This is a genomic window from Pseudoalteromonas sp. SWYJZ19 (genome assembly GCF_015864375.1).
In the GTDB taxonomy this organism is placed as follows: domain Bacteria; phylum Pseudomonadota; class Gammaproteobacteria; order Enterobacterales; family Alteromonadaceae; genus Pseudoalteromonas; species Pseudoalteromonas arctica.
On sequence record NZ_JADYXI010000006.1, the window covers coordinates 93673 to 118126 of the forward strand.

At 39.9% G+C, this 24454-nt stretch carries 23 protein-coding genes; 16 read left to right on the plus strand and 7 right to left on the minus strand.

Translation table 11 applies throughout. The features are described from left to right. Positions 1–4: 4 nt before the first annotated feature. Positions 5–1243 (minus strand): efflux RND transporter periplasmic adaptor subunit, encoded by a 1239-nt coding sequence (locus tag I6F45_RS07940; protein WP_197160156.1) that lies wholly within the window; start codon positions 1241–1243, stop codon positions 5–7. Positions 1244–1476: 233 nt separating this feature from the next. On the opposite strand from I6F45_RS07940, the gene I6F45_RS07945 reads away from it, so the two are divergent. Then, positions 1477–1635, plus strand: a complete 159-nt coding sequence (locus I6F45_RS07945; RefSeq protein ID WP_197160158.1) for a hypothetical protein — start codon at positions 1477–1479, stop codon at positions 1633–1635. Between the two features lie 102 nt (positions 1636–1737). Then, a complete protein-coding gene (locus I6F45_RS07950; RefSeq protein ID WP_197160160.1) occupies positions 1738–2733 on the plus strand; it encodes a DUF2971 domain-containing protein in 996 nt (331 codons plus the stop codon). Positions 2734–2846: 113 nt separating this feature from the next. Here I6F45_RS07950 and dapD read toward each other — a convergent pair whose 3' ends face one another. From dapD to map, 3 genes are all read right to left on the minus strand, one after another. Next, positions 2847–3674, minus strand: a complete 828-nt coding sequence (gene dapD, locus I6F45_RS07955; protein ID WP_002958324.1) for a 2,3,4,5-tetrahydropyridine-2,6-dicarboxylate N-succinyltransferase — start codon at positions 3672–3674, stop codon at positions 2847–2849. Positions 3675–3683: 9 nt separating this feature from the next. Next, the gene (gene glnD, locus I6F45_RS07960; RefSeq protein WP_197160161.1) at positions 3684–6302 is read right to left on the minus strand and encodes a [protein-PII] uridylyltransferase; all 2619 of its coding nucleotides are present in this window, start codon (positions 6300–6302) and stop codon (positions 3684–3686) included. A gap of 64 nt (positions 6303–6366) precedes the next feature. After that, positions 6367–7152 (minus strand): type I methionyl aminopeptidase, encoded by a 786-nt coding sequence (map, locus tag I6F45_RS07965; RefSeq protein WP_197160164.1) that lies wholly within the window; start codon positions 7150–7152, stop codon positions 6367–6369. A gap of 271 nt (positions 7153–7423) precedes the next feature. Between map and rpsB the strand changes: the two genes are divergently transcribed. The 14 genes from rpsB (at position 7424) to I6F45_RS08035 (ending at position 20785) form a co-directional block, all read left to right on the plus strand. After that, the gene (gene rpsB, locus I6F45_RS07970) at positions 7424–8152 is read left to right on the plus strand and encodes a 30S ribosomal protein S2 (protein WP_166421110.1); all 729 of its coding nucleotides are present in this window, start codon (positions 7424–7426) and stop codon (positions 8150–8152) included. A 103-nt stretch (positions 8153–8255) separates the two neighbouring features. After that, the gene (gene tsf / locus I6F45_RS07975) at positions 8256–9107 is read left to right on the plus strand and encodes a translation elongation factor Ts (protein ID WP_007580981.1); all 852 of its coding nucleotides are present in this window, start codon (positions 8256–8258) and stop codon (positions 9105–9107) included. 157 nt (positions 9108–9264) lie between these two features. After that, positions 9265–10014: a UMP kinase gene (gene pyrH, locus I6F45_RS07980; protein WP_166421109.1), complete on the plus strand. Its 750-nt coding sequence runs from the start codon at positions 9265–9267 to the stop codon at positions 10012–10014. 49 nt (positions 10015–10063) lie between these two features. After that, complete coding sequence (gene frr, locus I6F45_RS07985) at positions 10064–10585, plus strand: ribosome recycling factor (protein WP_231609641.1); 522 nt, start codon at positions 10064–10066, stop codon at positions 10583–10585. A 58-nt stretch (positions 10586–10643) separates the two neighbouring features. Continuing rightward, a complete protein-coding gene (locus tag I6F45_RS07990) occupies positions 10644–11423 on the plus strand; it encodes an isoprenyl transferase (protein ID WP_007580985.1) in 780 nt (259 codons plus the stop codon). Positions 11424–11442: 19 nt separating this feature from the next. Further along, a complete protein-coding gene (locus I6F45_RS07995; protein ID WP_007580986.1) occupies positions 11443–12309 on the plus strand; it encodes a phosphatidate cytidylyltransferase in 867 nt (288 codons plus the stop codon). Then, positions 12306–13511 (plus strand): 1-deoxy-D-xylulose-5-phosphate reductoisomerase, encoded by a 1206-nt coding sequence (gene ispC, locus I6F45_RS08000; protein WP_165739361.1) that lies wholly within the window; start codon positions 12306–12308, stop codon positions 13509–13511. Before I6F45_RS07995 ends, ispC begins: the two co-directional genes overlap by 4 nt. A 1-nt stretch (position 13512) precedes the next feature. Further along, positions 13513–14865: a sigma E protease regulator RseP gene (gene rseP / locus I6F45_RS08005; protein ID WP_197160166.1), complete on the plus strand. Its 1353-nt coding sequence runs from the start codon at positions 13513–13515 to the stop codon at positions 14863–14865. A 96-nt stretch (positions 14866–14961) separates the two neighbouring features. Continuing rightward, positions 14962–17433 (plus strand): outer membrane protein assembly factor BamA, encoded by a 2472-nt coding sequence (gene bamA / locus I6F45_RS08010; RefSeq protein WP_007580991.1) that lies wholly within the window; start codon positions 14962–14964, stop codon positions 17431–17433. Positions 17434–17444: 11 nt separating this feature from the next. Then, on the plus strand, positions 17445–17963 hold the full coding sequence (locus I6F45_RS08015) for an OmpH family outer membrane protein (RefSeq protein WP_007580993.1): 519 nt from the start codon (positions 17445–17447) through the stop codon (positions 17961–17963). A 7-nt stretch (positions 17964–17970) separates the two neighbouring features. Then, entirely contained in the window at positions 17971–18993 is a 1023-nt protein-coding gene (gene lpxD / locus I6F45_RS08020; RefSeq protein WP_007580995.1) for a UDP-3-O-(3-hydroxymyristoyl)glucosamine N-acyltransferase, read from the plus strand. A gap of 26 nt (positions 18994–19019) precedes the next feature. Continuing rightward, positions 19020–19472, plus strand: coding sequence for a 3-hydroxyacyl-ACP dehydratase FabZ (gene fabZ, locus I6F45_RS08025; protein ID WP_007580997.1), 453 nt, complete (start codon positions 19020–19022; stop codon positions 19470–19472). A 2-nt stretch (positions 19473–19474) separates the two neighbouring features. Further along, on the plus strand, positions 19475–20245 hold the full coding sequence (gene lpxA, locus I6F45_RS08030) for an acyl-ACP--UDP-N-acetylglucosamine O-acyltransferase (RefSeq protein ID WP_197160167.1): 771 nt from the start codon (positions 19475–19477) through the stop codon (positions 20243–20245). Between the two features lie 147 nt (positions 20246–20392). Then, positions 20393–20785: a septal ring lytic transglycosylase RlpA family protein gene (locus I6F45_RS08035; protein WP_197160168.1), complete on the plus strand. Its 393-nt coding sequence runs from the start codon at positions 20393–20395 to the stop codon at positions 20783–20785. On the opposite strand, the gene cydC is transcribed toward I6F45_RS08035, so the two are convergent. Genes cydC through cydX form a run of 3 tightly spaced genes read right to left on the minus strand, consistent with a single transcriptional unit; the run spans position 20768 to position 24453 of the window. Further along, positions 20768–22513 (minus strand): thiol reductant ABC exporter subunit CydC, encoded by a 1746-nt coding sequence (cydC, locus tag I6F45_RS08040; RefSeq protein ID WP_197160176.1) that lies wholly within the window; start codon positions 22511–22513, stop codon positions 20768–20770. The genes I6F45_RS08035 and cydC overlap by 18 nt on opposite strands. Next, positions 22506–24299: a thiol reductant ABC exporter subunit CydD gene (gene cydD, locus I6F45_RS08045; RefSeq protein ID WP_197160179.1), complete on the minus strand. Its 1794-nt coding sequence runs from the start codon at positions 24297–24299 to the stop codon at positions 22506–22508. The genes cydC and cydD overlap by 8 nt, the downstream gene beginning before the upstream one ends. Further along, positions 24289–24453: a cytochrome bd-I oxidase subunit CydX gene (gene cydX, locus I6F45_RS08050; RefSeq protein WP_008133888.1), complete on the minus strand. Its 165-nt coding sequence runs from the start codon at positions 24451–24453 to the stop codon at positions 24289–24291. Before cydX ends, cydD begins: the two co-directional genes overlap by 11 nt. Between the last annotated feature and the right edge of the window lies 1 nt (position 24454).

The following is a 24454-nucleotide window of genomic DNA, read 5'->3' on the forward strand; positions in this document are numbered from 1 at the left end:
CTCATTAAAATACTTCTTTCAAATCAAGGTAACTTTGAGTGGCATAAGCTGCTGGTAGTAATAAAACATAGTTACCTTGTAGCGATCCATCAAAGCTTAAAGTGTCCTGCTCTGTCGTTTTGTAATTTATATGAGTAAGAATAGCTTTGCTTGAGGGTGTTATTTCATATATTTTCCACAGACTGTAGTTATCAAAATCATTCGGTTTTTTAATGTTTTGAGCTACTAAAGATTGCTCCAAATAAATATGGGCTTCTATTGCTTGGCTGCTTCTAAGCCATGATGGTGGGGGGGCGTTTAATACTAAAAACACATTAATAGCGCCATTTCTTATTACTGTATCTATATAATCAACCTTAGCTGCAATTGTGCCACTGGGTGTAACTATGTCTGCTTTTTGGCCTATTCGTAACTGATTAGATGAATACTGAGGGACTTGTATTTTAGCCAGTAAGTTGTCGGTCTCTATTAACTCAAACAGTGATTGCCCTTGAGTAACCGCTTGACCTAATTTAGCTAAGTTTTGACTTACGGTACCGTCAAAGTTTGCTGTGAGTGTTAGTTGCTCTTGACGCCTTTGTAAATAGCTAAGTTTGTTTTTTGCGATGTTTACTTTGTTATCAAGCGCAATTAATTGCTGATCAAATGCCTCTTTAAATAGACTCAGTTCACCATTTTTGGCATTAACTTCAAGTTCACTTTGCTTGTAAAGCATTTCGCTTTGTTTAAAGCGAATTGCAGAAATAATACCTTGTTCCATTAAAACTTTATTAGCATTTAATTCAAGTGCTTGCTGCTGCAATGCCATTTTAGCTTTTGATAAGTCGACTTTAATTTGCGAGAGCTTAATTGCTAAATTACTTTTATCAATAGCTACTTGGGATTCTAAATTAAGCTGCTCATAACTCGCATTATGTATATCTTGCTCCAATTCGTAGTTAGTCAGCTTTGCTAATACTTGGCCTTTTTTTATAGCTTGCCCTTCACGAATTGTAAGTGTGTTGATATTGCCTTTTAGCGGCGCAGACAAAAGCTCTCTTTGTGTAGGCTCTATTGTACCAATCCCTTTTAATACGTTGGGTAATGATACTTGAGAGACTAATATTGGCTTTAAATAACGCTCAGGAATATCATCAGAGAACAGCACTACTTTAATTAAATAGCCCAAAACCAATAACAGCAATAAAGCCGCAATAGCGATAGGATATCTACTTTTTTGTTTAACGATTAAATACTCTTCCATTAGTACAACCTACTTGTGCTTTTGTTATTTAAAATGTGGTAAACACTGTTTTAGTTAGGGTTTTTACTTTCTTTAAGTAAAGGGTGTGAGGGTAAGCTAGCTGAGTAATATTTTTTAGCTGGCAGCTAACGGTTTGATTTATCACCAACTCCGTTCCTAAAACACATTCAGTTATATCACCACTAAGTTAACTATGTAAATTTTATTTTAATGGGGTTTAGTGGGAGAAAGGTTTGTTTATCTTGTTTGTTGACGAAGTAGGGCAAAGTAATTACTACGTTGCTATACAAAAGCACTTATTTTATCAGTGTTTTTTTGTTTTTTGGGAGGCCATTGCTAACAATGAGCAGCAGCTCGGTAATAATATTATCGGCGTAGGTTGGGTTGAGTGAAACGAAACCCAACTTTTTACGTCTTAGAATATTCAATTTTATTGTTTTCGCTTAAAGAGTTAGACTCAGAATAAATAAAATTAATTATTTAAGACTTTAAATATGGAATATGTTTACCACTACACGTCTGCAGAGGGTCTGAAAGGGATATTAGAGAGCAAAAGTTTATGGGCTACTAATACAGAGTATCTAAATGACTTTAGAGAAATTAAAGAAGGTATTGATAAGATAAAATTGCTTAGAGAGGAATTTTCAGAATTTTCACAAGAAAAATTCGAAGAAATCTATGCTAAACGTAAAGGCATACCTTCAAAAGATATTAAGAGTAAACTGCAAAATGCAGATATTGATTCTGCTAATATGTTCTTAGCATCTTTTTGGAATACTTTAGATGAGAATCTGTTGGGTGATATTTATACAGTTTCATTCACAACAGAGCGAGATAGTTTAAATCACTGGCTTACTTACGGTTCAGAACAGACTTCATATTGTATAAAGTTTAATAAAGATAAATTCCACGATAACGAATACTTTATACGGCATAAATTTTTGATTGATTATGCCGATGTTGTTTATGAGCCAACAAAGGAAATGCTAAATTTATTAATTGAAAAATATCTTCCTGAAGTATTAGATTGCAGACTGGATGAAAGTTTAGATAAAAACGAACTTAATGGAAAGCTGGGCAAACTCGTTATCGCAGCTTTTAATGATATTGCTTTTGAGGTTGCAAGTATAAAAAACAAAACATTCATGTACGAAAAAGAATTTCGCTTTACACTTTATTCACCAGGTTTTGTAGTGATGAATGATGAGCCAAAAGTAGATTACTTTGATTTTATAGAATGTTCTTATATCGATTTTATAGAGCTTAAGAATGGGGAGAAAGAGTTTTTTCCTTTAAAGTATAGAACTTTAAAATCCGGCATTATAGCCCCATATAGAGCGGTACCTTTTCCTAAAAATTCAATTGAAGAAATTATAATAGGACCATCAGAAAATAATGAGTTGGCCGTTAAAGGCTTAAAGTCCCTTTTGAGTTCATTGAATTTTAATGTAGAGGTGTCCAGCACTCAAACTTCATTTAGAAGAATTTAAAAAGCTCCAAACCCACAAAGGGCTCAGAGCTTTCTATATACAAGTAAAGTTCAGCTAAAACACTTAACTTCAAAGTATCGTTGGGTTTCGTTTCACTCAACCCAACCTACGTGTTACTCATCGATTGAGCGTAGTAGGGCGTTTATGCCTACTTTTTCACGTGTTTGCTTGTCTACTTTCTTCACGATAATTGCAGCGTACAGGCTGTGGGTGCCATCTTTTGACGGTAGTGCGCCTGGTACAACTACTGCGCCTGCTGGTACGCGGCCGTAGTGAATTTCGCCAGTTTCGCGGTCATAAATACGGGTGCTTTGGCTGATGTAAACGCCCATTGAAATTACAGCGCCTTCTTCAACGATTACGCCTTCAACAATTTCAGAACGTGCGCCAATAAAGCAGTTGTCTTCAATTATAGTTGGGTTAGCTTGTAGAGGCTCTAAAACGCCGCCTATGCCAACGCCACCTGATAAATGTACGTTCTTACCAATTTGTGCACACGAGCCTACAGTCGCCCATGTATCAACCATGGTGCCGTCGTCAACGTATGCGCCAATGTTTACGTACGATGGCATAAGTACAACGTTTTTACCTACAAAGCTGCCTTTACGTGCTACAGCGTTTGGTACTACGCGCATACCGCCTTGCTGAAACTGCTCTGGGGTGTAGTCGCTAAATTTAAGCGGTACTTTGTCGTAAAACTGGTTTACGCCATCGTTCATTGGTTGGTTGTCGCGAATACGAAACGACAGTAAAACGGCTTTTTTAAGCCACTGATGTACAACCCATTCACCCGATATTTTTTCAGCAACGCGTGCTGCGCCGCTATCAAGTAAATCAAGTGCGTCAATAATGGCTTGTTTTACGTCGCTTGATACTGTGCTTGGGCTAATACTATCGCGGTTGTCCCATGCGTTTTCGATCATCGTTTTTAAATCTGACATGTGTGTCCTCTATTCTGTTTCGGCGTTGAATTTTTTACGTAATGCCTGATGAATTTTTGCTTGCTCTTCATCAGTCAGCGCTTGGTATTCGTTATTTGATACAACAAAGAAATCCTCGGCACGTTCACCTACTGTGGTAATACGGGCAGCGTGAATGTGTAGTAAATGCGCTTGGAAAACTTCAGCTATTTTGGTTAGTAAACCTTGTATATCGACGGCTTGAATTTCTATTAAGCTACGGTCTTTGCGTGCATGTGGGCGCAGTACAATTTTAGGTTTAATATTAAAATCTTTAAAGCGTTGAGTTCGGCTCTTTTTAAAGCGAATTTTTTTACGCGGATCGCTTAGGGCTTGCTCAAGTCCACGTTTAATTGATTGCGCTCTACCACTGGCTATAGGGTCGCCGCTCACTTCAAGTATTACAAAGCTAAACAGTATATAACCGTCTTTTGTGGTCAGTACTTGAGCGTGTTGTATTTGTGCTTTTTTAGAGCCAATAACGCTCACTAATCTGGCAAATAGTGCGCCAGAGTAAGGGCTGTACACAAATACTTGCGTACCGCCATGCATCGCTTTGTTAGACACAATAACACTTGGTTGGCTTAAATCGGGGCTATTTAATAAATGCTCGGTTTGCCATGATATTTGCTGTTCGCTAAAAGCGGTATAATAGTTGGCTTTAAAGCGGCTCCAAATTAAATCAATTTGTTCCTCTTGATAACCTAAATTAAGAAGACGCTGTTTAGCTTGATGCTTTTTGTCGCGAATTTGGTCGCGTTGATCCATTGGGTTTTCGAGCCCTAAGCGCAGTGCGCGTTGCGTGTGTAAATAAAGCTCACGCAGTAGGGTGTTTTTCCAATCGTTCCATAAGTTGTCGTTGGTTGCACGTATGTCGGCAACGGTTAAACAATATAAGTAGTCGAGTTGGCGCTCTGTTTTAATACGTGTTGCAAAGTCTTTTATTACAGCTGGGTCGTTAATATCTTTACGCTGTGCGGTAACCGACATAAGTAAATGGTTACTTACAAGCCATGCTACTAGTTTAGCATCAGCCGATGAAAAGCCATGCAATTTAGCAAAAGCTATGGCATCAACAGCGCCAAGTTCTGAATGGTCGCCACCTCGGCCTTTAGCAATATCATGAAATATACCCGCTAAATAAAGTAGCTCTGGTTTATCCATTCGAGTGACTATTTCACTACAAATAGGAAACTCGCTAATGCCTGTTTTATCAAAGTATTCGTAAATATTTTTGATTAACTTATGGGTGTGCTCATCAACGGTATAGGCATGAAATAAATCAAACTGCATTTGCCCAAATATATTACGCCACTGTGGTAAGTAGGCGGCAAGCATGCCGTGCTTGTGCATCAGCGTAAATGCGCGTCCCATGCCATTAGGGTGTTTAACTAAGCGTAAAAATGCTTCACGGCAGGCTGCGTAATCTTGTAAATCACCCAATAAACGACGGCGCACCTGGCGAATGGTACGAATAGTACTTGGGTAAATATGCGTTATTGCTGGGTTGTCGGCTATGTGCTCAAACAATACAAAGAGTTGGTCGCGTCTAAAAAATACCGACGGATCTTTTACGCGTATTTGATGGCCCACTTGTTCAAAGTTTCTGTCGAGTTCTATCACCGTTTTTTCACTACTTTCGGGCATTATACTTTGTTCAAAGTATGAAAGTAGCATTTGGTTAAGCTCGCGCACACGGCTCATTATTCTAAATAAGCGTTTCATCATACGCTCAACAGAGGCTTTGCCGTCGCTGCCAAAACCTAAAATTTCGGCGGCTTGCGGTTGATGATCAAACAATAAACGGTTTTCGGCTCGACCTGCAGCTAAATGCAGTGCAAAGCGAATATTCCATAGGTTTTCTAGGCACTCTGAAAGCTCTTGAAACTCTTCGTGAGTTAAGTATCCGTGGCTTATTAATTCTTGCAGGGTTTCGGTTCTAAAGTGCTTTTTTGCAACCCAAATAATGGTTTGTAAATCGCGCAGACCACCGGGGTTTTCTTTAATGTTTGGCTCAAGATTATACGCGGTGCCGTGGCACTTTCTGTGGCGTAAGTTTTGCTCTTGAACTTTAGCAGTAAAAAATTCACCTGAGCGCCATACGGGCGTTTCAAGAATATGCATCTTGAGTTTTTCAAACTCAATGTGGTTACCAAAAATAAGGCGGCTTTCGAGCAAGCTGGTGGCAAAAGTAACGTCTTCACGTTTTTGCTCAATGGCTTGTTCTATGGTGCGCACGCTGTGGCCAATCTCTAAGTTGAGATCCCATAGCATGGTGACAAACTGGCCTATTTTTTCGCATATTTCTTCGCTTGGCGGTTTAGTTACAAGCAATAAAAAGTCGATGTCGGAGTAGGGATGTAGCTCGCCACGTCCGTATCCGCCTACAGCAATTAGCGCTAAATCAGGCTCATGCGCTAAGTCGTAAACATGAAACAGCTTTATGAGTAAGCGGTCAATAAACTCAGCCCGGGCATTAATTAAATTCCCAACCGGTTGTTTAGAAAACTCGTTATGTAGCCATTTATAAAAATAGCTAGAACAATCGCGATAATCACTAAGTTGCTCAGCATCGCTAAGCAACTTTTTTACTTTGTTGGGTAATGCCACGTGGGCTGGCTCCTTGTTGAACCTTTATTTTGATAAGTACTTTTATCAAATGGTTCGGTTTTTATTAGTGTTCGATAATCCTGTCGATTGTATCATCTGATCGTAGCGTTAAAATTTCAACACCATTTTCAGTCACTAATAAAGTATGTTCCCACTGCGCAGACAAACTACGGTCGCGTGTAACTACTGTCCAATCATCTTTAAGAAGCTTACATTGGCGTTTACCCGCATTAACCATAGGTTCAATAGTTAAACACATACCTGCTTTTAAGGCTTCGCCAGTTCCGGCTTTACCGTAATGCATTATTTGTGGTTCTTCATGAAATCCTGCGCCAATACCATGGCCGCAATACTCACGTACAATTGAGTAGTTAAAGCTCTCTGCATATTTTTGAATTGCTTCACCAATATCACCTAAGCGCACACCTGGTTTTACCATTTTGATAGCAAGGTATAAGCTTTCTTGCGTTACTTCTGCAAGACGTTTACCTTGAATATTTGGTGTACCAACATGGAACATTTTAGATGTGTCACCGTGGTAACCATCTTTAATGACCGTTACGTCAATATTTACGCTGTCGCCTTCTTTTAATGCTTTGTCATTTGGAATTCCGTGACAAATAACATGATTAACTGACGTACAAACTGATTTTGGAAAGCCATGATAATTTAATGGAGCAGGGATTGCTTGTTGCACATTAACAATATAATCATGACAAAGTGTATTTAGCTCATCGGTGGTAACACCTGGCACTACATGAGGGCCGATCATTTCAAGTACATCGGCCGCTAAGCGCCCAGCTACGCGCATTTTCTCTATTTCTTCAGGGGTCTTGATAATAGCGCTCATTGAGGCTCCAAAGTTGATTTTTTAACATTTGTCGCAGAACAAATTTTGCACGCGACGTTGAGTATTTAATTTTAATATGGTATAAAGCGCGCCGTCTTTTTACAAATAAATTCTTAAATGATTTTTTGTATTTAAGGCAAACACAATTTTATTTTAACACACACACGTATCGTCACATACACTTGGGTGCATTTGAAGTTTAATTACTTCGGTGTTGGTGCTATGGGATATGTGGAGGCCTAACCCTAAACAACTATAGAGGATCTATAAAATGGCAAACGTTTCAATGCGCGATATGCTTCAAGCTGGTGTTCACTTTGGTCACCAAGCACGTTACTGGAACCCTAAGATGAAGCCTTTCATCTTCGGCACACGTAACCGTGTACATATCATCAACCTTGAGCAAACTGTACCAATGTTCAACGACGCACTTAAGTTTTTATCAGGTGCTGCAGCAAACAAAGGTAAAGTTCTTTTCGTTGGTACTAAGCGCGCAGCAAGCGACGCAGTTAAATCAGCCGCTTTAGAAAGCGACCAGTTCTTCGTAAATCACCGTTGGTTAGGTGGTATGTTGACTAACTGGAAAACTGTACGTCAATCAATCAAGCGTCTTAAAGACCTTGAAGCACAAAGCCAAGACGGAACTTTCGAGAAGTTAACTAAGAAAGAAACGTTAACGCTTAACCGCGAAATGGAAAAGCTTGAAAAGAGCCTTGGTGGTATCAAAAACATGGGCGGTCTTCCAGACGCGCTTTTCGTTATCGATGCTGACCACGAGCACATTGCTATCCGTGAAGCAAACAACCTAGGTATTCCAGTTGTTGCAATCGTAGATACTAACTCTAACCCAGACGGTGTTGATTACATCGTACCTGGTAACGATGATGCTATCCGTGCTGTAAGCCTTTACACTAGCGCTGTTGCAGCTGCTATTACTGAAGGCCGCGAGAATAACATCGTTGCTCAAGCTGAGAAAGACGATTTCGTTGAAGCTGAGTAATTAGCTGTCATCAAGTCTTCATCTTTTTAAGGTGAAGACTTGCTATTCTTGTCGAGCGGGTAACCCGCTTATCTAACCTGATTTCAGATTTGAGGATTTACTAATGGCTGTAACTACTGCCCTAGTTAAAGAATTACGCGAGCGCACAGGCGCTGGCATGATGGATTGTAAAAAAGCGTTAACTGAGACTGATGGCGACATCGAGTTAGCGATTGAAAACATGCGTAAAAGTGGCGCTGCTAAAGCTGCTAAAAAAGCAGGTAACATTGCTGCTGAAGGTACTATCATCATCAAGCAAAACGCGGGTGTTGCAGTACTAGTAGAAGTTAACTGTCAAACAGATTTCGTTGCAAAAGACGTAAGCTTCTTAGCATTTGCTAATAAAGTTGCTGACGCTGCAATTGCTGACACTATCTCTATCGAAGACTTACAAGCTAAGTTTGAAGAAGACCGTGTTGAGCTAGTTACTAAAATTGGCGAAAACATCAATGTACGTCGTTTACAGTATGTAACTGGTGAAAACCTAGTTGAGTACCGTCATGGCGATCGTATCGGTGTTGTTGTTGCTGGTGTTGCTGATGAAGAAACACTTAAGCACGTTGCAATGCACGTTGCTGCATCTAGCCCTGAATACCTAACACCTTCAGATGTACCTGCTGACGTTGTTGCTAAAGAAAAGCAAGTACAAATCGAAATCGCGATGAATGAAGGCAAGCCTGCTGAAATCGCTGAGAAGATGGTTGTTGGCCGTATGAAAAAATTCACTGGTGAGGTTTCTCTTACTGGTCAAGCTTTCATCATGGAGCCTAAGAAAACTGTTGGCGATATTCTTAAAGAGAAAAACGCAACAGTTACTAGCTTCGTACGTGTAGAAGTTGGTGAAGGCATCGAGAAGAAAGAAGAAGATTTTGCTGCTGAAGTTGCTGCTCAAATCGCTGCTGCTAAAGCTAAGTAAGATTACTATTTGTGAAGCAAAAGGAAATTAGATGCAATTAAAGTACTATTTGGTTTTGCTTCGCAGCTAGAAATTCTTTAAAATAACCGCGCTTTTATGTTTAACATAAGCGCGGTTATTTTTTATCCATAATTCAATAAAAGTTGGCCCCAATACTATGATTATCAATCGCAAACCTATTTTTAGACGTGTTCTTCTCAAATTAAGTGGTGAAGCTTTAATGGGAGACGCAGGCTTTGGCATCGACCCTAAAGTTTTAGATCGTATGGCTCAAGAAATTAAAGAGCTAGTAGAACTCGACGTAGAAGTGGGTTTAGTTATTGGTGGAGGTAACTTTTTACGCGGTGGATCACTTGCAGAAGCAGGTATGAATCGCGTAGTAGGCGATCACATGGGTATGCTTGCAACTGTTATGAACGGCCTTGCAATGCGTGATGCGCTACACCGTGCATTTGTAAATTGTCGTCTTATGTCGGCTATTCCGCTTAATGGTGTATGTGACGCTTATAATTGGGCTGAAGCAATTAGCTTATTAAAAACTGGTCGCGTTGTTATTTTTGCAGCCGGTACAGGTAATCCGTTTTTTACTACCGATTCTGCTGCGTGTTTACGCGGTATCGAAATTGAAGCGGATACTGTAATTAAAGCGACTAAAGTTGATGGCGTATACAGTGATGACCCTGTTAAAAATCCAGATGCGACGCTTTATACCCATTTAAGCTACAATGAAGTTATTGACAAAGAATTAAAAGTTATGGATTTAGCAGCGTTTACTCTAGCTCGCGATCATAAAATGCCATTGAGCGTATTTAACATGAATAAATCAGGCGCGCTAAAACGCGTAATTATGGGTGAAGCGGAAGGAACACTTATTTCTTCACAAGCCTCAGATGAAATAATCAAATAATTAGGATTAAACCGTGATTAACGATATTCAAAAAGACGCGCAAGCGCGCATGCAAAAAAGTGTAACTGCACTAGGTAGTCAACTATCTAAAATTCGTACTGGCCGTGCACACCCTGCAATTTTAGATGGCATTATGGTGTCGTACTACGGTGCACCAACGCCTTTAAACCAAGTTGCTAACGTAACAATTGAAGATTCTCGTACACTGGCTATTGGTGTGTTTGATAAGTCTTTAGCGCAAGCTGTTGAAAAAGCAATTATGGCGTCTGACTTAGGTTTAAACCCTATGTCAGCAGGTACTGTTATTCGTGTACCACTTCCTCCTCTTACTGAAGAACGTCGTAAAGATTTAATTAAAATTGTACGCGCTGAAGTAGAAGGCGGTCGTGTTGCTATTCGTAACATTCGTCGTGATGCTAATGGCGATGTAAAAAGTTTATTAAAAGAGAAAGACATTTCTGAAGATGAAGCGCGTCAATCAGATGATGCAATTCAAAAGCTTACTGATAAGTTTATTAAAGAAATGGATACTCTATTAGCGGCTAAAGAAACAGAATTGATGGAAATCTAAACAGCTAATTTTATTAGTTTTGAAACGCCGTCTAGGGTATACTAGGCGGCGTTTTTTTATGGAATACTCGATATTTATGGTTCTAGATGCTGACACAATTTCACAGCAATGTTTACCCAAACATGTTGCTATCATCATGGATGGGAACGGACGTTGGGCGCAAGCTAGAAATAGACCTCGTGTGTATGGGCATAAAAAAGGCGTAGACGCAGTTCGTCAATCTGTTCAGTTTTGTACTAAATTAGGGATACAATCGTTAACCTTATTTGCTTTTAGTAGTGAAAACTGGCGCCGCCCTGAAGACGAAGTAAACACTTTAATGGAGCTTTTCTTATTTGTTTTAACAAAGGAAGTTAAAAAGCTTCATAAAAACAATGTAAAACTGACCATTATTGGAGACTTATCACGATTTTCTGAAGGATTACGTAGCAAGGTAGACGCTGCGCATAAGCTGACTGAAAATAACACCGGGTTGCGTTTAAATGTTGCAGCTAATTACGGTGGTCGTTGGGATGTTGCCAATGCGGCAAAACAACTTGCTTTGCAAGTTGCGCAGGGCACACTAAACGCAGAAGATATTACAGAAGAGCGCTTAGCACAGCATATGAGCATGGCAGATCAGGCAGAACCTGATTTACTTATTCGCACTGGTGGCGATGTTCGTATTAGTAATTTTTTACTATGGCAAGTTGCTTATGCAGAACTTTACTTTACCGAGACACTTTGGCCAGATTTTAATGAAGCAGCATTTGCTGAGGCCATTGCGTGTTACGTTGCCAGAGAGCGACGTTTTGGTTGTACGGGCGAACAAATAAAACAATTACTCGCTCAAACCTAAATAGAATAAGGGTCACATTTTGTTAAAACAACGAATTTTAACCTCTCTAGTGCTAGCTCCATTAGCATTGGCTTTGGTTTTTTATACACCGCTTACGTTATTTAGTTACTTTGCTGGTGCAATTGTATTATTAGGCGCATGGGAATGGTCTGCATTTATGGGCCTTTGCGACAAGCTTAAACGTGCTGCCTTTGTTGTGTTTATTGGCGCTTTACTTGCCTTGCTTAATTTACATTGGCCTATTGAATCATTATGGGAAAATGGCAAGCTAGTCGGTGATGCAAATTACGTATTTACGCTTTCGTTTGCTTGGTGGATTGTTGCTAGCTATTTAATTTGGCGCTACCCAGAAATGGCTAAAGCGTGGAATGAAGGCCTAGTTATGCGCGGCATTGCAGGATTATTAACGCTTGTGCCGTTATGGCTTGCACTAAATACACTACGTAGCGCGCAATATGCTGAATCAACTCATTTTGGTTCGGTGCTAATTTTAGTGGTACTCGGTATTGTATGGAGCGCAGATGTGGGTGCTTACTTTACGGGTAAAAGTTTTGGTAAACATAAGTTAATGCCTAAAGTAAGCCCTAATAAAACAATTGAAGGGTTAGCAGGCGGTGTAGTCGCTTCTATTATTTTTGTATTAGCATTTTGTCACTTTACCGATGTTGATTTAGTTGTATGGCCTGTGTACGCGATAATGACAGCATTTATTGCGTTGTTTTCTGCGGTAGGTGATTTACTGGAAAGCATGTTTAAACGTGAAGCTGGTTTAAAAGATAGCGGTCGATGTTTACCAGGACACGGCGGTATTTTAGATAGAATTGACAGCTTAACGGCTGCTGCTCCAATGTTTGTTATGTGCTATGCGTGGACTCTTAGTTTATGAGCCAAAAGCAATTGCTGGTTATTTTAGGCGCAACGGGCTCAATTGGTTTAAGTACACTTGATGTTGTGTCGCGCAATAAAGAGCTATTTGATGTTTTTGTTTTGGCTGCAGGACAAAATGCAAAGAAAATGGCGGAGTTGTGTATTGAACATGAACCGCTTTATGCGATTATGGCTAACCAGCAGGCCGCAGAGCAATTATCTGCGTATTTAGCTAATACTCAGTGCCAAACTCTTGTTATGCACGGTGAGCAAGCAATGAGTGACTTATGTGCTCATCCTGATGTTGACATTGTAATGTCGGCAATTGTAGGTGCAGCTGGTTTACTACCCACATTAAGTGCTGTTGAAGCGGGTAAAAAAGTACTACTAGCTAATAAAGAATCTTTAGTTATGTCAGGTCAGTTGTTTATTGATAAAGTTAAACAACATAAAGCCACTTTGCTGCCAATAGATAGCGAACATAATGCAATTTTTCAATGCCTACCGTCTTCGTTACAAAATGCCAAAGGCGATCAAAAACTACAGCAACATGGCGTAAGTAAAATTTTGCTTACCGGCTCTGGTGGCCCATTTTTAACGCGTGATATAAATACGTTAAAAGATGTAACCGTAAGTGAAGCCGTTGCACACCCTAACTGGTCGATGGGTCAAAAAATATCAGTAGATTCCGCAACTATGATGAACAAAGGTTTAGAGTTTATTGAAGCTAAGTGGTTATTCAATTGTGATGCGAGTGATATTGATGTGGTTATTCATCCACAAAGTATCATTCATTCAATGGTGCAGTACCACGATGGTTCTATTTTAGCGCAAATGGGTAACCCCGATATGCGCACGCCAATTGCCCATGCACTTGCGTATCCTGAGCGAATTAATGCGGGAGTTAAACCGTTAAACTTCTCTGAAATTTGTGATTTTTCGTTTACTAAACCTGATTTTTCTCGTTATCCAAATTTACAATTAGCGATTGATGCGTGTAGTGCAGGGCAGGGCGCGACAACAACGGTTAATGCAGCAAATGAAATAGCTGTGGGCGCATTCTTAAACGGTAAAATTGGTTTTACCGATATATACAAAATAAATGCACAGACGCTAGAAGCTGCAACTTACACCAATGTGCAAAGCCTAGATGAAATTTTAGAGTGTGATAAATTAGCGCGTATTAGCGCTTCAGAATTTATAACAAAAGTGGCGCATTAATATGTTTGATTTTTTTTGGAATCTTGGCTCATTTATTTTAGCGCTTGGTATTTTAGTGGCCATACATGAATATGGCCATTTTTGGGTTGCACGAAAAATGGGCGTTAAAGTGCTGCGTTTTTCAATTGGTTTTGGTAAGCCACTGTTAAAATGGCATGACAAATATAATACCGAATACGTGATTGCCGCTATTCCATTAGGCGGATATGTAAAAATGCTTGATGAGCGAGTTGATGACGTACCAGCAAATCAACGCCACTTGTCGTTTAACTCTAAATCTGTACAAGCGCGTATTGCTATTGTTGCTGCGGGACCAATGGCTAACTTTTTGTTTGCCATTTTTGCTCTTGCGGTGATGTATATGGTAGGTGTGCAATCGGTTAAGCCAGTTGTTGGCAGCATAACCGAAGGCAGTCGCGCAGAGCAGGCGGGCATTATGCCTTCTCAACATATTATAAAAATTGGTGATGATGACATAACGACATGGCAAGATGCCACATTTGCGCTTATGTCTAACTTAGGCGAAGAAAGCGTTGAAGTTATTGTTCGTGATAAAAACCTTCAACCACGCGTTAAAACGCTTAATTTAGAGGGTTGGAAGCTTGACCAGCGAGACGTACCACCACTGAGTTCGTTAGGTATTGTGCCATTTAGACCTCAAGCAACTTTAACAATTGCCGCCGTAACTAAAGACTCAGCCGCAGAACACGCTAATTTACAAGTTAACGACACAATTTTGGCTGTAAACGGTGAAACAATAAGCAATTGGCAGCAATTAGTTAATCTTATTACGCAATCAGCTAACAAATCTTTACAATTTAGTGTAAAAAGACAAGATACTATACAAGGCATTACAGTTACCCCTAAAGGGCGCATTGATAATAACGGTATTGAGCAAGGCTTTTTAGGTGTTGCTCCTGTTGTACAGCAATGGCCTGATGGCTATGTAGAGACAAGGCATTACGGCCCGCTCGATAGTATTGTGCGAGGCACAAAAGAAACTTGGCGCTTAATTACACTCAGTTTTGACATGATTGGTAATTTAATTACAGGCCAGGTTTCGGTTAAAAATTTAAGTGGTCCTGTGGGCATTGCAGTAGGCGCTGGAACTAGCGTAAGCTATGGGTTAGTGGCCTTTTTAAGCTTTTTAGCCTTAATAAGCGTTAACTTGGGTGTATTTAATTTATTACCCTTACCAGTGCTTGATGGCGGACACTTAATGTATTACATAATTGAACTTTTTCGTAAAAAGCCGGTCTCTGAAAAGACACAAGAGTTTGGTTTTAAAGTGGGTGCCTTGTTGCTCATTTTTCTAACATGTTTCGCTTTGTTCAATGATGTATCGCGTTTGTAGTTACAGCGTGGCAAATTACTAATTAGAACACGATTGTAAAGCACCACTAGTAAGGTGTTATGCGGTAATACAGTTGTAAAGGATAAAGATAATAAAATGGCTATAAAAAAACATTTGGCAATAACAAGTTTATTGGGTGCAAGTTTTGCAGCCCTAGGCCAAAACTCCTTTATTGTTGAAGACCTGAAAGTTGAAGGTTTGCAGCGCGTAGCACTTGGTGCAGCGCTAACACATATTCCTATTAACGTAGGCGATAATGTTGATGACTATACGATTTCAAAAACAATAAAGTCACTTTATCGTTCTGGGCACTTTGATAACATAAAAGCACTTCGTGATGGCAACAACGTTATTTTTAAAGTAACGGAACGTCCTACCATCAGCTTTATTGAGTTTGAAGGCAATAAAGACATTAAAGACGAGCAGCTTAATGAGTCTCTTGATCAGCAAGATATTCGCCAAGGTGAACCACTTGATAAAACCGTTATCGATAGTATCGAAAAAGGCTTAGTTGAGTTTTTCCACAGTATTGGTAAATACAACGCTAAAGTAGATATCAGTATTACTAAGCTGCCACGTAACCGCGTTAAACTTAAGTTAGAGTTTGATGAAGGTGATGCTGCTTCTATCCGCCAAATTAACTTAGTGGGTAATGAACTTTTTTCTAATGAAGAGCTTCTTAAACTTGCTGAATCGCAGCAAGATTTACCTTGGTGGCAGTTTATGGGTAGCGACCGTTACCAAAAGCAAACCATTGAAGGCGATTTAGAAAAAATTCGTAGTTATTATTTAGACCGTGGTTACCTGCGTTTTAATATCGACTCAACGCAAGTTTCAGTGAGCCCTGAACGTGAATCGGTTTACGTTACAGCTAACTTAACTGAAGGCGTAAAATATAAAGTTAAAGGTTTTGACTTTATTGGTGACTTGCTTGGCCGTGAAGACTTAATTAAAAGTGTTATCCCACTTAGAGCGGGTGAGCTTTATAACGGTTCTGTAGTTACTTCATCTGAAGAGTTTATTAAAAGCTACTTAGCACGTTTTGGTTACGCTAATGCTGAAGTGCGTACAATTCCAGAAATTGACGACGAAAAGCAAGAAGTACAATTAACACTATCGGTTAATCCAGGTAAGCGTGTATACGTTCGTCGTATTATTGTTGGTGGTAACCAAAATACGGCAGATGAAGTACTTCGTCGTGAAATGACACAACTTGAAGGCGCATGGTTATCTAATCAAAACCTTGAGCGTTCAAAACTGCAAATTCAACGTCTACCTTACATGGAAACTGTTGATTTTAACGTAGTGCCTGTACCCGGTGTGGATGACCAAGTAGATGTAGACTTTACTGTAAAAGAGCAATCTGCAGGTAGCTTTAATGCTGGTCTTGCTTATGGTTCTTACTTAGGTCTGCAGTTTAATATTGGTGTAACAGAATCTAACTTTTTAGGCACAGGTAACCAAATTGGTTTAAACCTTAATACGTCTACAGGTTCTGAAAGCTTAAGCTTATCGTACACAGACCCATACTTTACGCCAGATGGTGTATCGCAAGGCAGTAGCATCTTTTACAGAAACTACGATGCAAGTAAATTTAGCCTTGTCGAATATAAATCGAAAAGTTATGGTTTAGGCACAAATATTGGTTTTCCAATTGATGCTGTAAATCGTGTTAACTTTGGCGCCCGTTGGATTAAAGAAGAGCTTTCGGATATTGCAGAGTACGAGCAAACGCGTGTACTTCGTGAAACATTCTTAGATCCAGATAACCCAGATGCAGGCTTTGACTTTACTAAGTATGAGCTGAGTGTTGGCTGGTCGCGTATCACCGTTAACCGTGGTTTATTCCCAACAGCGGGTTCGCGTCAAACTCTAAACTTAACAGCAACAACGCCTAACTCAGATCTTCAGTACTTTAAACTGAACTACGATTCGCGTTTTTACTGGCCTATATCAAATGACCACCGTTGGGTATTCTCAACGCGTGCAGCACTTGGTTATGGTAATGGTTATGGTTCTACAAACGGGTATGAGCAAACACTTCCATTCCAAGAGTACTTCCGTATAACGGAAATGGAACTACGTGGCTTTGACCGTAATACAATATTACCACGTGCTGTGTCGCGTATACCGCAGTCTATTCCGGGTACGCCAGGTGCAGACGGTACTACAACCGGTAGCATTGGTGGTGCATCAGAATTTGATATTCTAGTGCCACAAGGTCGTATTGGTGGTAATGCCAAAGCAGTGGCAGGTATGGAGCTAATTGTTCCTACACCATTCTTAGATGAAGAAAATACCAGCTCTGTACGTACTAGCTTCTTTGTTGATGCTGCAAACGTATGGGATACTGAGTTTAACGTAGACCGCTATCAAAACTTAGGCGTTGATGAACGTGCTAAATTAGATGACTATTCAGACCCAATGCGTTTTAGGGTTTCAACCGGTCTTTCATTACAATGGATCTCTCCAATGGGTCCAATGCTGATCAGTTTTGCGTATCCATTGCAAAAAGAAGAAGATGACGATACGAAAACCATCAGCTTTAACATTAGTAACACTTTCTAAAGGAGTTTTTTGTGAAAAAATTATTTAAATCAACAGCTGTAGCAGTTTTAGCAACGTTAATGATGGGTACTTCTGTGAATGCATTTGCACACAAAGTAGGTATTGTTGATATGCAGGAAATCTACAAGCAAATTCCTCAAATGGCTAAAATTGAACAGTCTTTACAAACTGAGTTTGCTGAACGTCGTCAAGAGCTTGAAAAGTTACAAGGCGATATTCGTTTTGAAGCTGAAAAATTTAAACGTGAAAGTACAACGATGAGCCAAGCTCAAAAAGATACTCTGCGTGAAAAAATTCAAGGCATGCAAAAAAATCTTGCTGAACAAGGTCGCCCTTTAGAGCAAGAAATTAAAGCGCGTCAAAACCAAGAGCTTGCTAAAGTTCAAGGTGTAATCATCAAAACAATTGAAGAGATTGCTAAAGACGGCGACTTCGACGAAGTTAAAGTAAAAGACACTACTATTTACTTTAACCCTAAAGAAGTGACTGATCTTTCATCTAAAGTTGTAGCCGCTGTTAGTAAGAAATAATCACTCTATGCAAAATTATACGCTTTCGCAAATTGCGGAACTTCTAGGCGCCGAACTTCAGGGTGATGGCGCTTTAGAAATAAAAAAAATAGCGACACTTGCAAATGCCCATTCTGGGCATATTGCATTTTTAGCGAACTCAAAATATCGATCGCAACTTGAGACTACTCAAGCTAGTGCTGTAATAGTAAGCCAAGCCGATGCAGAGTACTTTAGTGGTAGCAAAATTATTGTTGCTAATCCGTATGTAAGTTACGCAAAATTAGCGCAATTTATGGATACAACACCACGCTCAGCCTCGACGGGTATTCATCCAAGTGCAACTGTTCATTCAACAGCGATTGTTAGTGATAGCGCCGCTATTGGTGCTAACGCAGTCATTGAAGCTCATGCAGTGATAGGTGACAACGCGCAAATTGGTCCGAACAGTTTTATCGGGGAACGTGTTAAAATAGGTTCTGGCACTAAGCTTTGGCCTAGTGTGACTATTTATCACGATGTTGAAATTGGTTCAGATTGTTTGTTTCAAGCAAATAGTGTTGTAGGTAGTGATGGGTTTGGTTATGCAAATGAGCGCGGGCAGTGGGTTAAGATACCTCAACTTGGTTCAGTGATCATAGGCAACAAAGTTGAAATTGGTGCAAGTACGACAATTGATCGTGGTGCACTGGACAATACCATCATTCATAGCAATGTTATTATCGATAATCAGTGTCAAATAGCGCACAACGTTGAAGTTAATTCAGGCACCGCAATAGCGGGCTGCACTGTACTTGCAGGAAGCGTTACCATTGGCAAGAACTGTCAAATTGGTGGCATGGTTGCAATTAATGGTCACATGTCTGTATGTGATGGTGTTATAATTACCGGCATGAGTATGGTGACAAAATCAATCACCGAACCAGGTATTTACTCATCTGGTATGCCCCATACAACAAACAAAGAATGGCGTAAATCAATAGCTCACTTGCGTAACCTTTCAGACATGAAATCTCGTCTTAAAGCGCTTGAAGCATTGGCTAAGTCATAACGTTGAACACTAATAAGGATGCTATTTTGGCAAACGAATTAAATAGCCTTGATATTCAAGAAATTTTAAGTTTATTACCGCACCGTTACCCGATGCTATTAATTGATCGTGTTATTGATTTTACACCTGGCAAGTCTTTACATGCTATTAAAAATGTTTCTATAAATGAACCAATTTTTACTGGGCACTTTCCAAATCAGCCAATTTTTCCTGGTGTGCTAATATTAGAATCAATGGCGCAAGCAACGGGTTTATTAGGTTTTAAAACAGTAGAAAACCGTAGCGAAAACGAATTGTATTTGTTTGCTGCTGTTGATAACGCACGTTTTAAACAACCTGTAATTCCTGGTGATACAATGCATCTTCATGTTGAGTTTTTAAAAGAACGTCGCAACATTTGGAAGTTTGCTGCAGAAGCTAGAGTCGACGGCAAAATAGTATGTAGTGCCGAAATTATGTGTGCGAGAAGAGAGTTTTAATAGTGATCCATTCTACAGCAATAATCGAACCTGGCGCTAAACTAGGCAACAATGTCTCAGTTGGTCCATATAGTTATATTGGCAATGATGTTGTTATCGGTGATAACTGTATTATTGAATCTCACGTTGTTGTTAAAGGACCGTCTACAATTGGTTCTGGCAACCATATTTTTCAGTTTGCGTCTGTAGGCGAAGCCTGCCAAGACAAAAAATACAACAACGAGCCAACTACATTGATCATGGGTGATAACAACGTTATCCGTGAATGTGCCACAATTCACCGTGGAACAATTCAAGATCAAGGCGTTACTAAAATTGGTAGTAATAATTTATTTATGGCTTATACACACGTTGCACATGACGCGGTAATTGGCGATAACGTGATTTTTGCTAACAATGCAAGTGTAGCCGGCCATGTACATGTAGGTGACTGGGTTATCTTAGGTGGTAATTCAGGTGTTCATCAGTTTTGTAAAATTGGTGACCATGCATTTATTGGTATGTATTCAGGTGTTAACAAAGATGTGCCGCCATTTGTTACTACTATTGGTATGCCAGCAGGCCCAGCGGCTATCAATAAAGAAGGCATGAAACGTCGTGGTTTCGAAAGTGATGAAATTATGGCTGTACGCCGTGCATACAAAGCATTTTACCGTAAGAGCTTAGGTGCTGAAGAAGCTATTGAGTCGCTTAGTGAAGATGCTGCAAAGTATCCTGCTGTGAAACTGATGGTCGATTTTGTTAAAAATTCAGAGCGCGGCATTGTAAGATAATTACAGGCTTTGCTTTAAGCATTAAAAAAACCACTCTAGATGATAAATCGAAGGTGGTTTTTTATTGTCCTGCTTTTAAGCTAATTCAGTTAATACTCAGGCTACCCAAGTTAGTATGCGCCTAATTTTTATAATAAAAGCCATTTTATGCGTTTACCTAAGTTAATTTTTACTCTTTTTATTACTTCAGTTTTAGCCGCTTGTAGTAGCCAGCCTATTGTTAAATCATCTGCTGGAGAAATCACTCAAGTTGGGAAAGCATCTTTTTATGCTGATAAATACCACGGAAGAACAACCGCCAACGGAGAGCGCTTTAGCCAACAAGCCGCCACGGCAGCCCATTTAGAATTCGATTTTGGTACTACGGTGGTTGTTACCAACCTCGCTAATAACAAATCAGTCACGGTAAGAATCAACGATAGAGGCCCGTATGTGCGAGGTCGTATTATTGATTTATCAAAAAGTATGTTTAAAAAAATAGCCGACCCTAAGGTCGGCGTTATTGATGTATCAGTAAAGGTTTTAAAACCGGGTAGTTAGCGAAACATAACCAGGATAAGCCACACTGAGCTCTTTATGAGAGCCTTGTGCGACTATTTGACCGTCTTCCAACCATACAACATTATCCATTTGAGCAAGTAGAGCGGGATCGTGCGTAATTGTCAGCACGCTCGCGTTATTCATAACATGCATTATTGCTTGCATTACCCCTTGCTTAGACTGATTATCAAGACCTTCTGTTGGTTCATCAAGAACCAAAATAGCCGGACTTTTAAGCAAAGCTTGTGCAATAGCTATACGTCTAGACTGACCTTGCGATACGTTACGTCCACCAGTGCCTAGTCGTGTTTTTAAACCTTCTTTTAGCTCATTAAACCATGGGCTTAATTGCGCTAATGAGAGCGCTTCAATCATTTGCTCTTTAGTTGCATTTGGCGCGGCATAACGTAAATTTTCACTCAGTGTGCCATCAAAAATATGGTGCTGCTGAGCGAGTATATTTATCACACTTGCGCGTATATCATTATTTAACGAATGTAAGTCAACAACGCTATTTTGATTATTTAGCGTTATGCTGCCTTGTTGTAAAGGCCATAAACCAGTCAGTAAATTTACAAGCGTGGTTTTGCCGCTGCCGCTTCTGCCAACAATCGCTACTTTTTGCTGAGGCATTAGCTCAAAGCTAACATCAGTTAGTGCTGTTTGTTCACCATATTGGTAGCTAATATTGTTAAGTGCCAATGTGTTATTTTGCGCGCTAAAGCTTTCATCTGCCTCTATAATTGTATTTTTATCTTGTGAGCTAGCTGCTTTATCTTCAAGTGTAAACAGTCGCTCTGCTGCTTTTAATACGTTAGGTAGCTCAATAAACGCATTAGGAAGTAGTAATACACTCTCAAAGCTTGCCAGTACAAACAGGCTTAACATGGCAAGTTCTACATTTACCATAGTATTGGCGTAAACCAACGGGACTATGGTTACTATGCTAGCAAGCATGGCTAATTGAACAACCAACAAGCTTAACCCATCTGAGTTTGCCAGGGCTTTGTGGCGAATAAATAATTGCTGATTGTATTGCTCGCTTAATTCATCGCACTTATTAAGCTGCTGCGAACGAGCTTGATAAATACTCAACTCTCTTAGCCCTGTAAGTGTATCTGAAAGTTCAGAGCGAAGTTGCGCACTAAGCTGTGTTTCTTTATGGCTGTTTTTAGTGAGCTTAGCACTTAGTAAAGCAGGTATTACAACACCAATAAGTACAATGCCTGTAAAGCAAATAAGGGCGACGTTGCCATTATAGGCCGACATAAACAGCATGATGATTGGCACACTTAAAAGAGCAACCAGCATAGGCAGTAAAACGTTTAAATAAAACTTGTCGAGTGCGTCTACATCGTTTTGTAATCGGTTAACTAAATCAGCGCTGCGGCTCATTGCTAAATCAACATTGTTAAGCTTACTTAACGTTGCAAATACATTCGTGCGTATTTCACTTAGTAATAAAAACGTGGCGTTATGAGTAACCAAACGCTCGCCATAGCGCGACGCGGTTCGTACAATTGCTAAAAATCGAATCGTTCCTGCTGGAGTAAAGTAGTTCATTTGCACGCCGGCAATACCTGCAGCGGCCATTGATGCTAAAAACCAGCCAGATATAGCCAATAAACCCACATTAGCTAATACCGTAATCGTCGCTAAAAATGTGCCTAGTAGCATTGCTTTGTAATGAGGAGCGCAAAGCTTTAATAAGCGAATAAAGTTAGTCATGCATTACTCCTTGCTCAGCTGTTTTGAGTAAATTTGAAAATGCACCATTTTGCGCTGCAAGTGTTTCAAAGTGACCTTGCTCAGCTATTTTCCCATCGTGCATAACAATGATATTACTGGCATGTTTAACGGTATTTAATCGATGAGCAATGACTAACACTAAGTTATTTTTAGCATATTCATTAATAGCATCTTGAATAAGCTGCTCTGTTTGGCTATCAAGGTGCGCTGTAGGCTCATCAAGCACTAAAACTGGTGCTTGTTTTATGAATGCACGTGCGAGTGCGATGCGTTGCTTTTGTCCGCCAGAAAGCCCTTCGCCTTGCTCACCTATCAGTGTGTTAAAACCATCGGGTAGGGTATTTATAAATTCAAGCACACCAGCTTGCTTTGCTGCATGTTCAAGCTCTTGCTGTGTGGCAGTTGGTTTGGCCAATTTAATGTTGGCAGCAATGGTGTCGTAAAACAGCGTCGCTTTTTGTGGTATCCATGCAATGTTATTTTGCAGGTAAGTAATATCGGTTGTGCTTAAACTCTGATCATTAATAGATAGGTGGTTTATCACCTCAGGGTGAAACCCTAATAAGCAATCAAACAACGTACTTTTACCTGAGCCACTACTGCCCACAACTGCAATTAAGCCTTTATTTGGCAGTGTTAAATTTATATTTTTAATCCCTTCGTTACTATCTGGGTATATAAAATTAAGGTCGGTAATACTTATTGAGTTAATTGTATTTAAAGTTAAATTGTTTTCAGGCGTGCTTGTAGTCACTGACGCATTTTCGTCACTTGGCAGTGGTGCATTTAAAATCGCAACCATATCGGCAGCGGCACTAATGCCTTGTAAGCGTGCATGGTAATGGCTACCTAGCTGGCGCAGTGGTAAATAAAATTCAGGCGCTAAAAGTAGCACCACAAAGCCAGTAGCAAAATCAAGAGTGCCAAAAAACAGTCTAAAACCAATAATGACTGCGACTAATGCCACGCTAATGGTGGCTAAAAACTCAAGTGCAAATGATGATAAAAACGCGATTTTTAAAACATCGAGTGTAGCGTGTCTAAAATCATCTGAAATTTTAGCTATTTGTTTAAGCTCGGTACGTGTTGCATTAAATAGCTTGAGTTGAGTTAAACCTTGTACGCGGTCAAAAAAGTAATTGCCCAGTACAGCAAGTTGCTTCCAGCGTTTTTGGTTTAAAGCTTCGGCTTTTGAGCCTACTAAAATCATGAAAAAAGGAATGAGCGGGGCGGTTAATAAAAATATCAACCCAGCTTTATAATCTGTCGGAAAAATAACAACCAATATTGCCAGCGGAATAAGCGCGCTGTAAGCAGCACCAGGTAGGTATTTAGCATAATAGTCGTGGAGTGCTTCTACGCCATTATGTAGGGTATTTAATGTAGCGCCTTGGCCGTGTTGTTCTATATAGCTTGGCCCAAGTAAGCTGAGCTTATTTAGAAGTGTTTGGCGCATTGCCGATTTTATTTTAAGTGCAGCATATGCACTCAAGCGTTCGCTTAATGCTAAAAATATTGCACGCAGTAAAGTAATACCTGCTAAGGGCCACAGTAAGTGTGTAACGCCGCTTAAGCTGCTGCCTTCAAACATTACATTATGAATAGCTTGAGCCAGTAAATAAGCACCTGCAATCATCAGTAATGCGTTAAAAGTACCCAGTGCAATGCTTAACTTTAACCACACTGCAGCGGGTTTACTTTGACGCTTTAAAAAAGCGCGCAGTGACTGCTGCTGCGCGCGATCTGGTCGAGGGTTAGTCGTCATCTTTAGTCGAGTTAGCCTCGTTTAATAAATCATGCATAGGTTGTTCATCATCAGCAATGCTGTTTTTATTTTGATGAAACTCGTACCACATTACATTTATCACACCTAAGGTACAGGCCAAAAGTACACCTAAAATCCAAGCGAAATACCACATA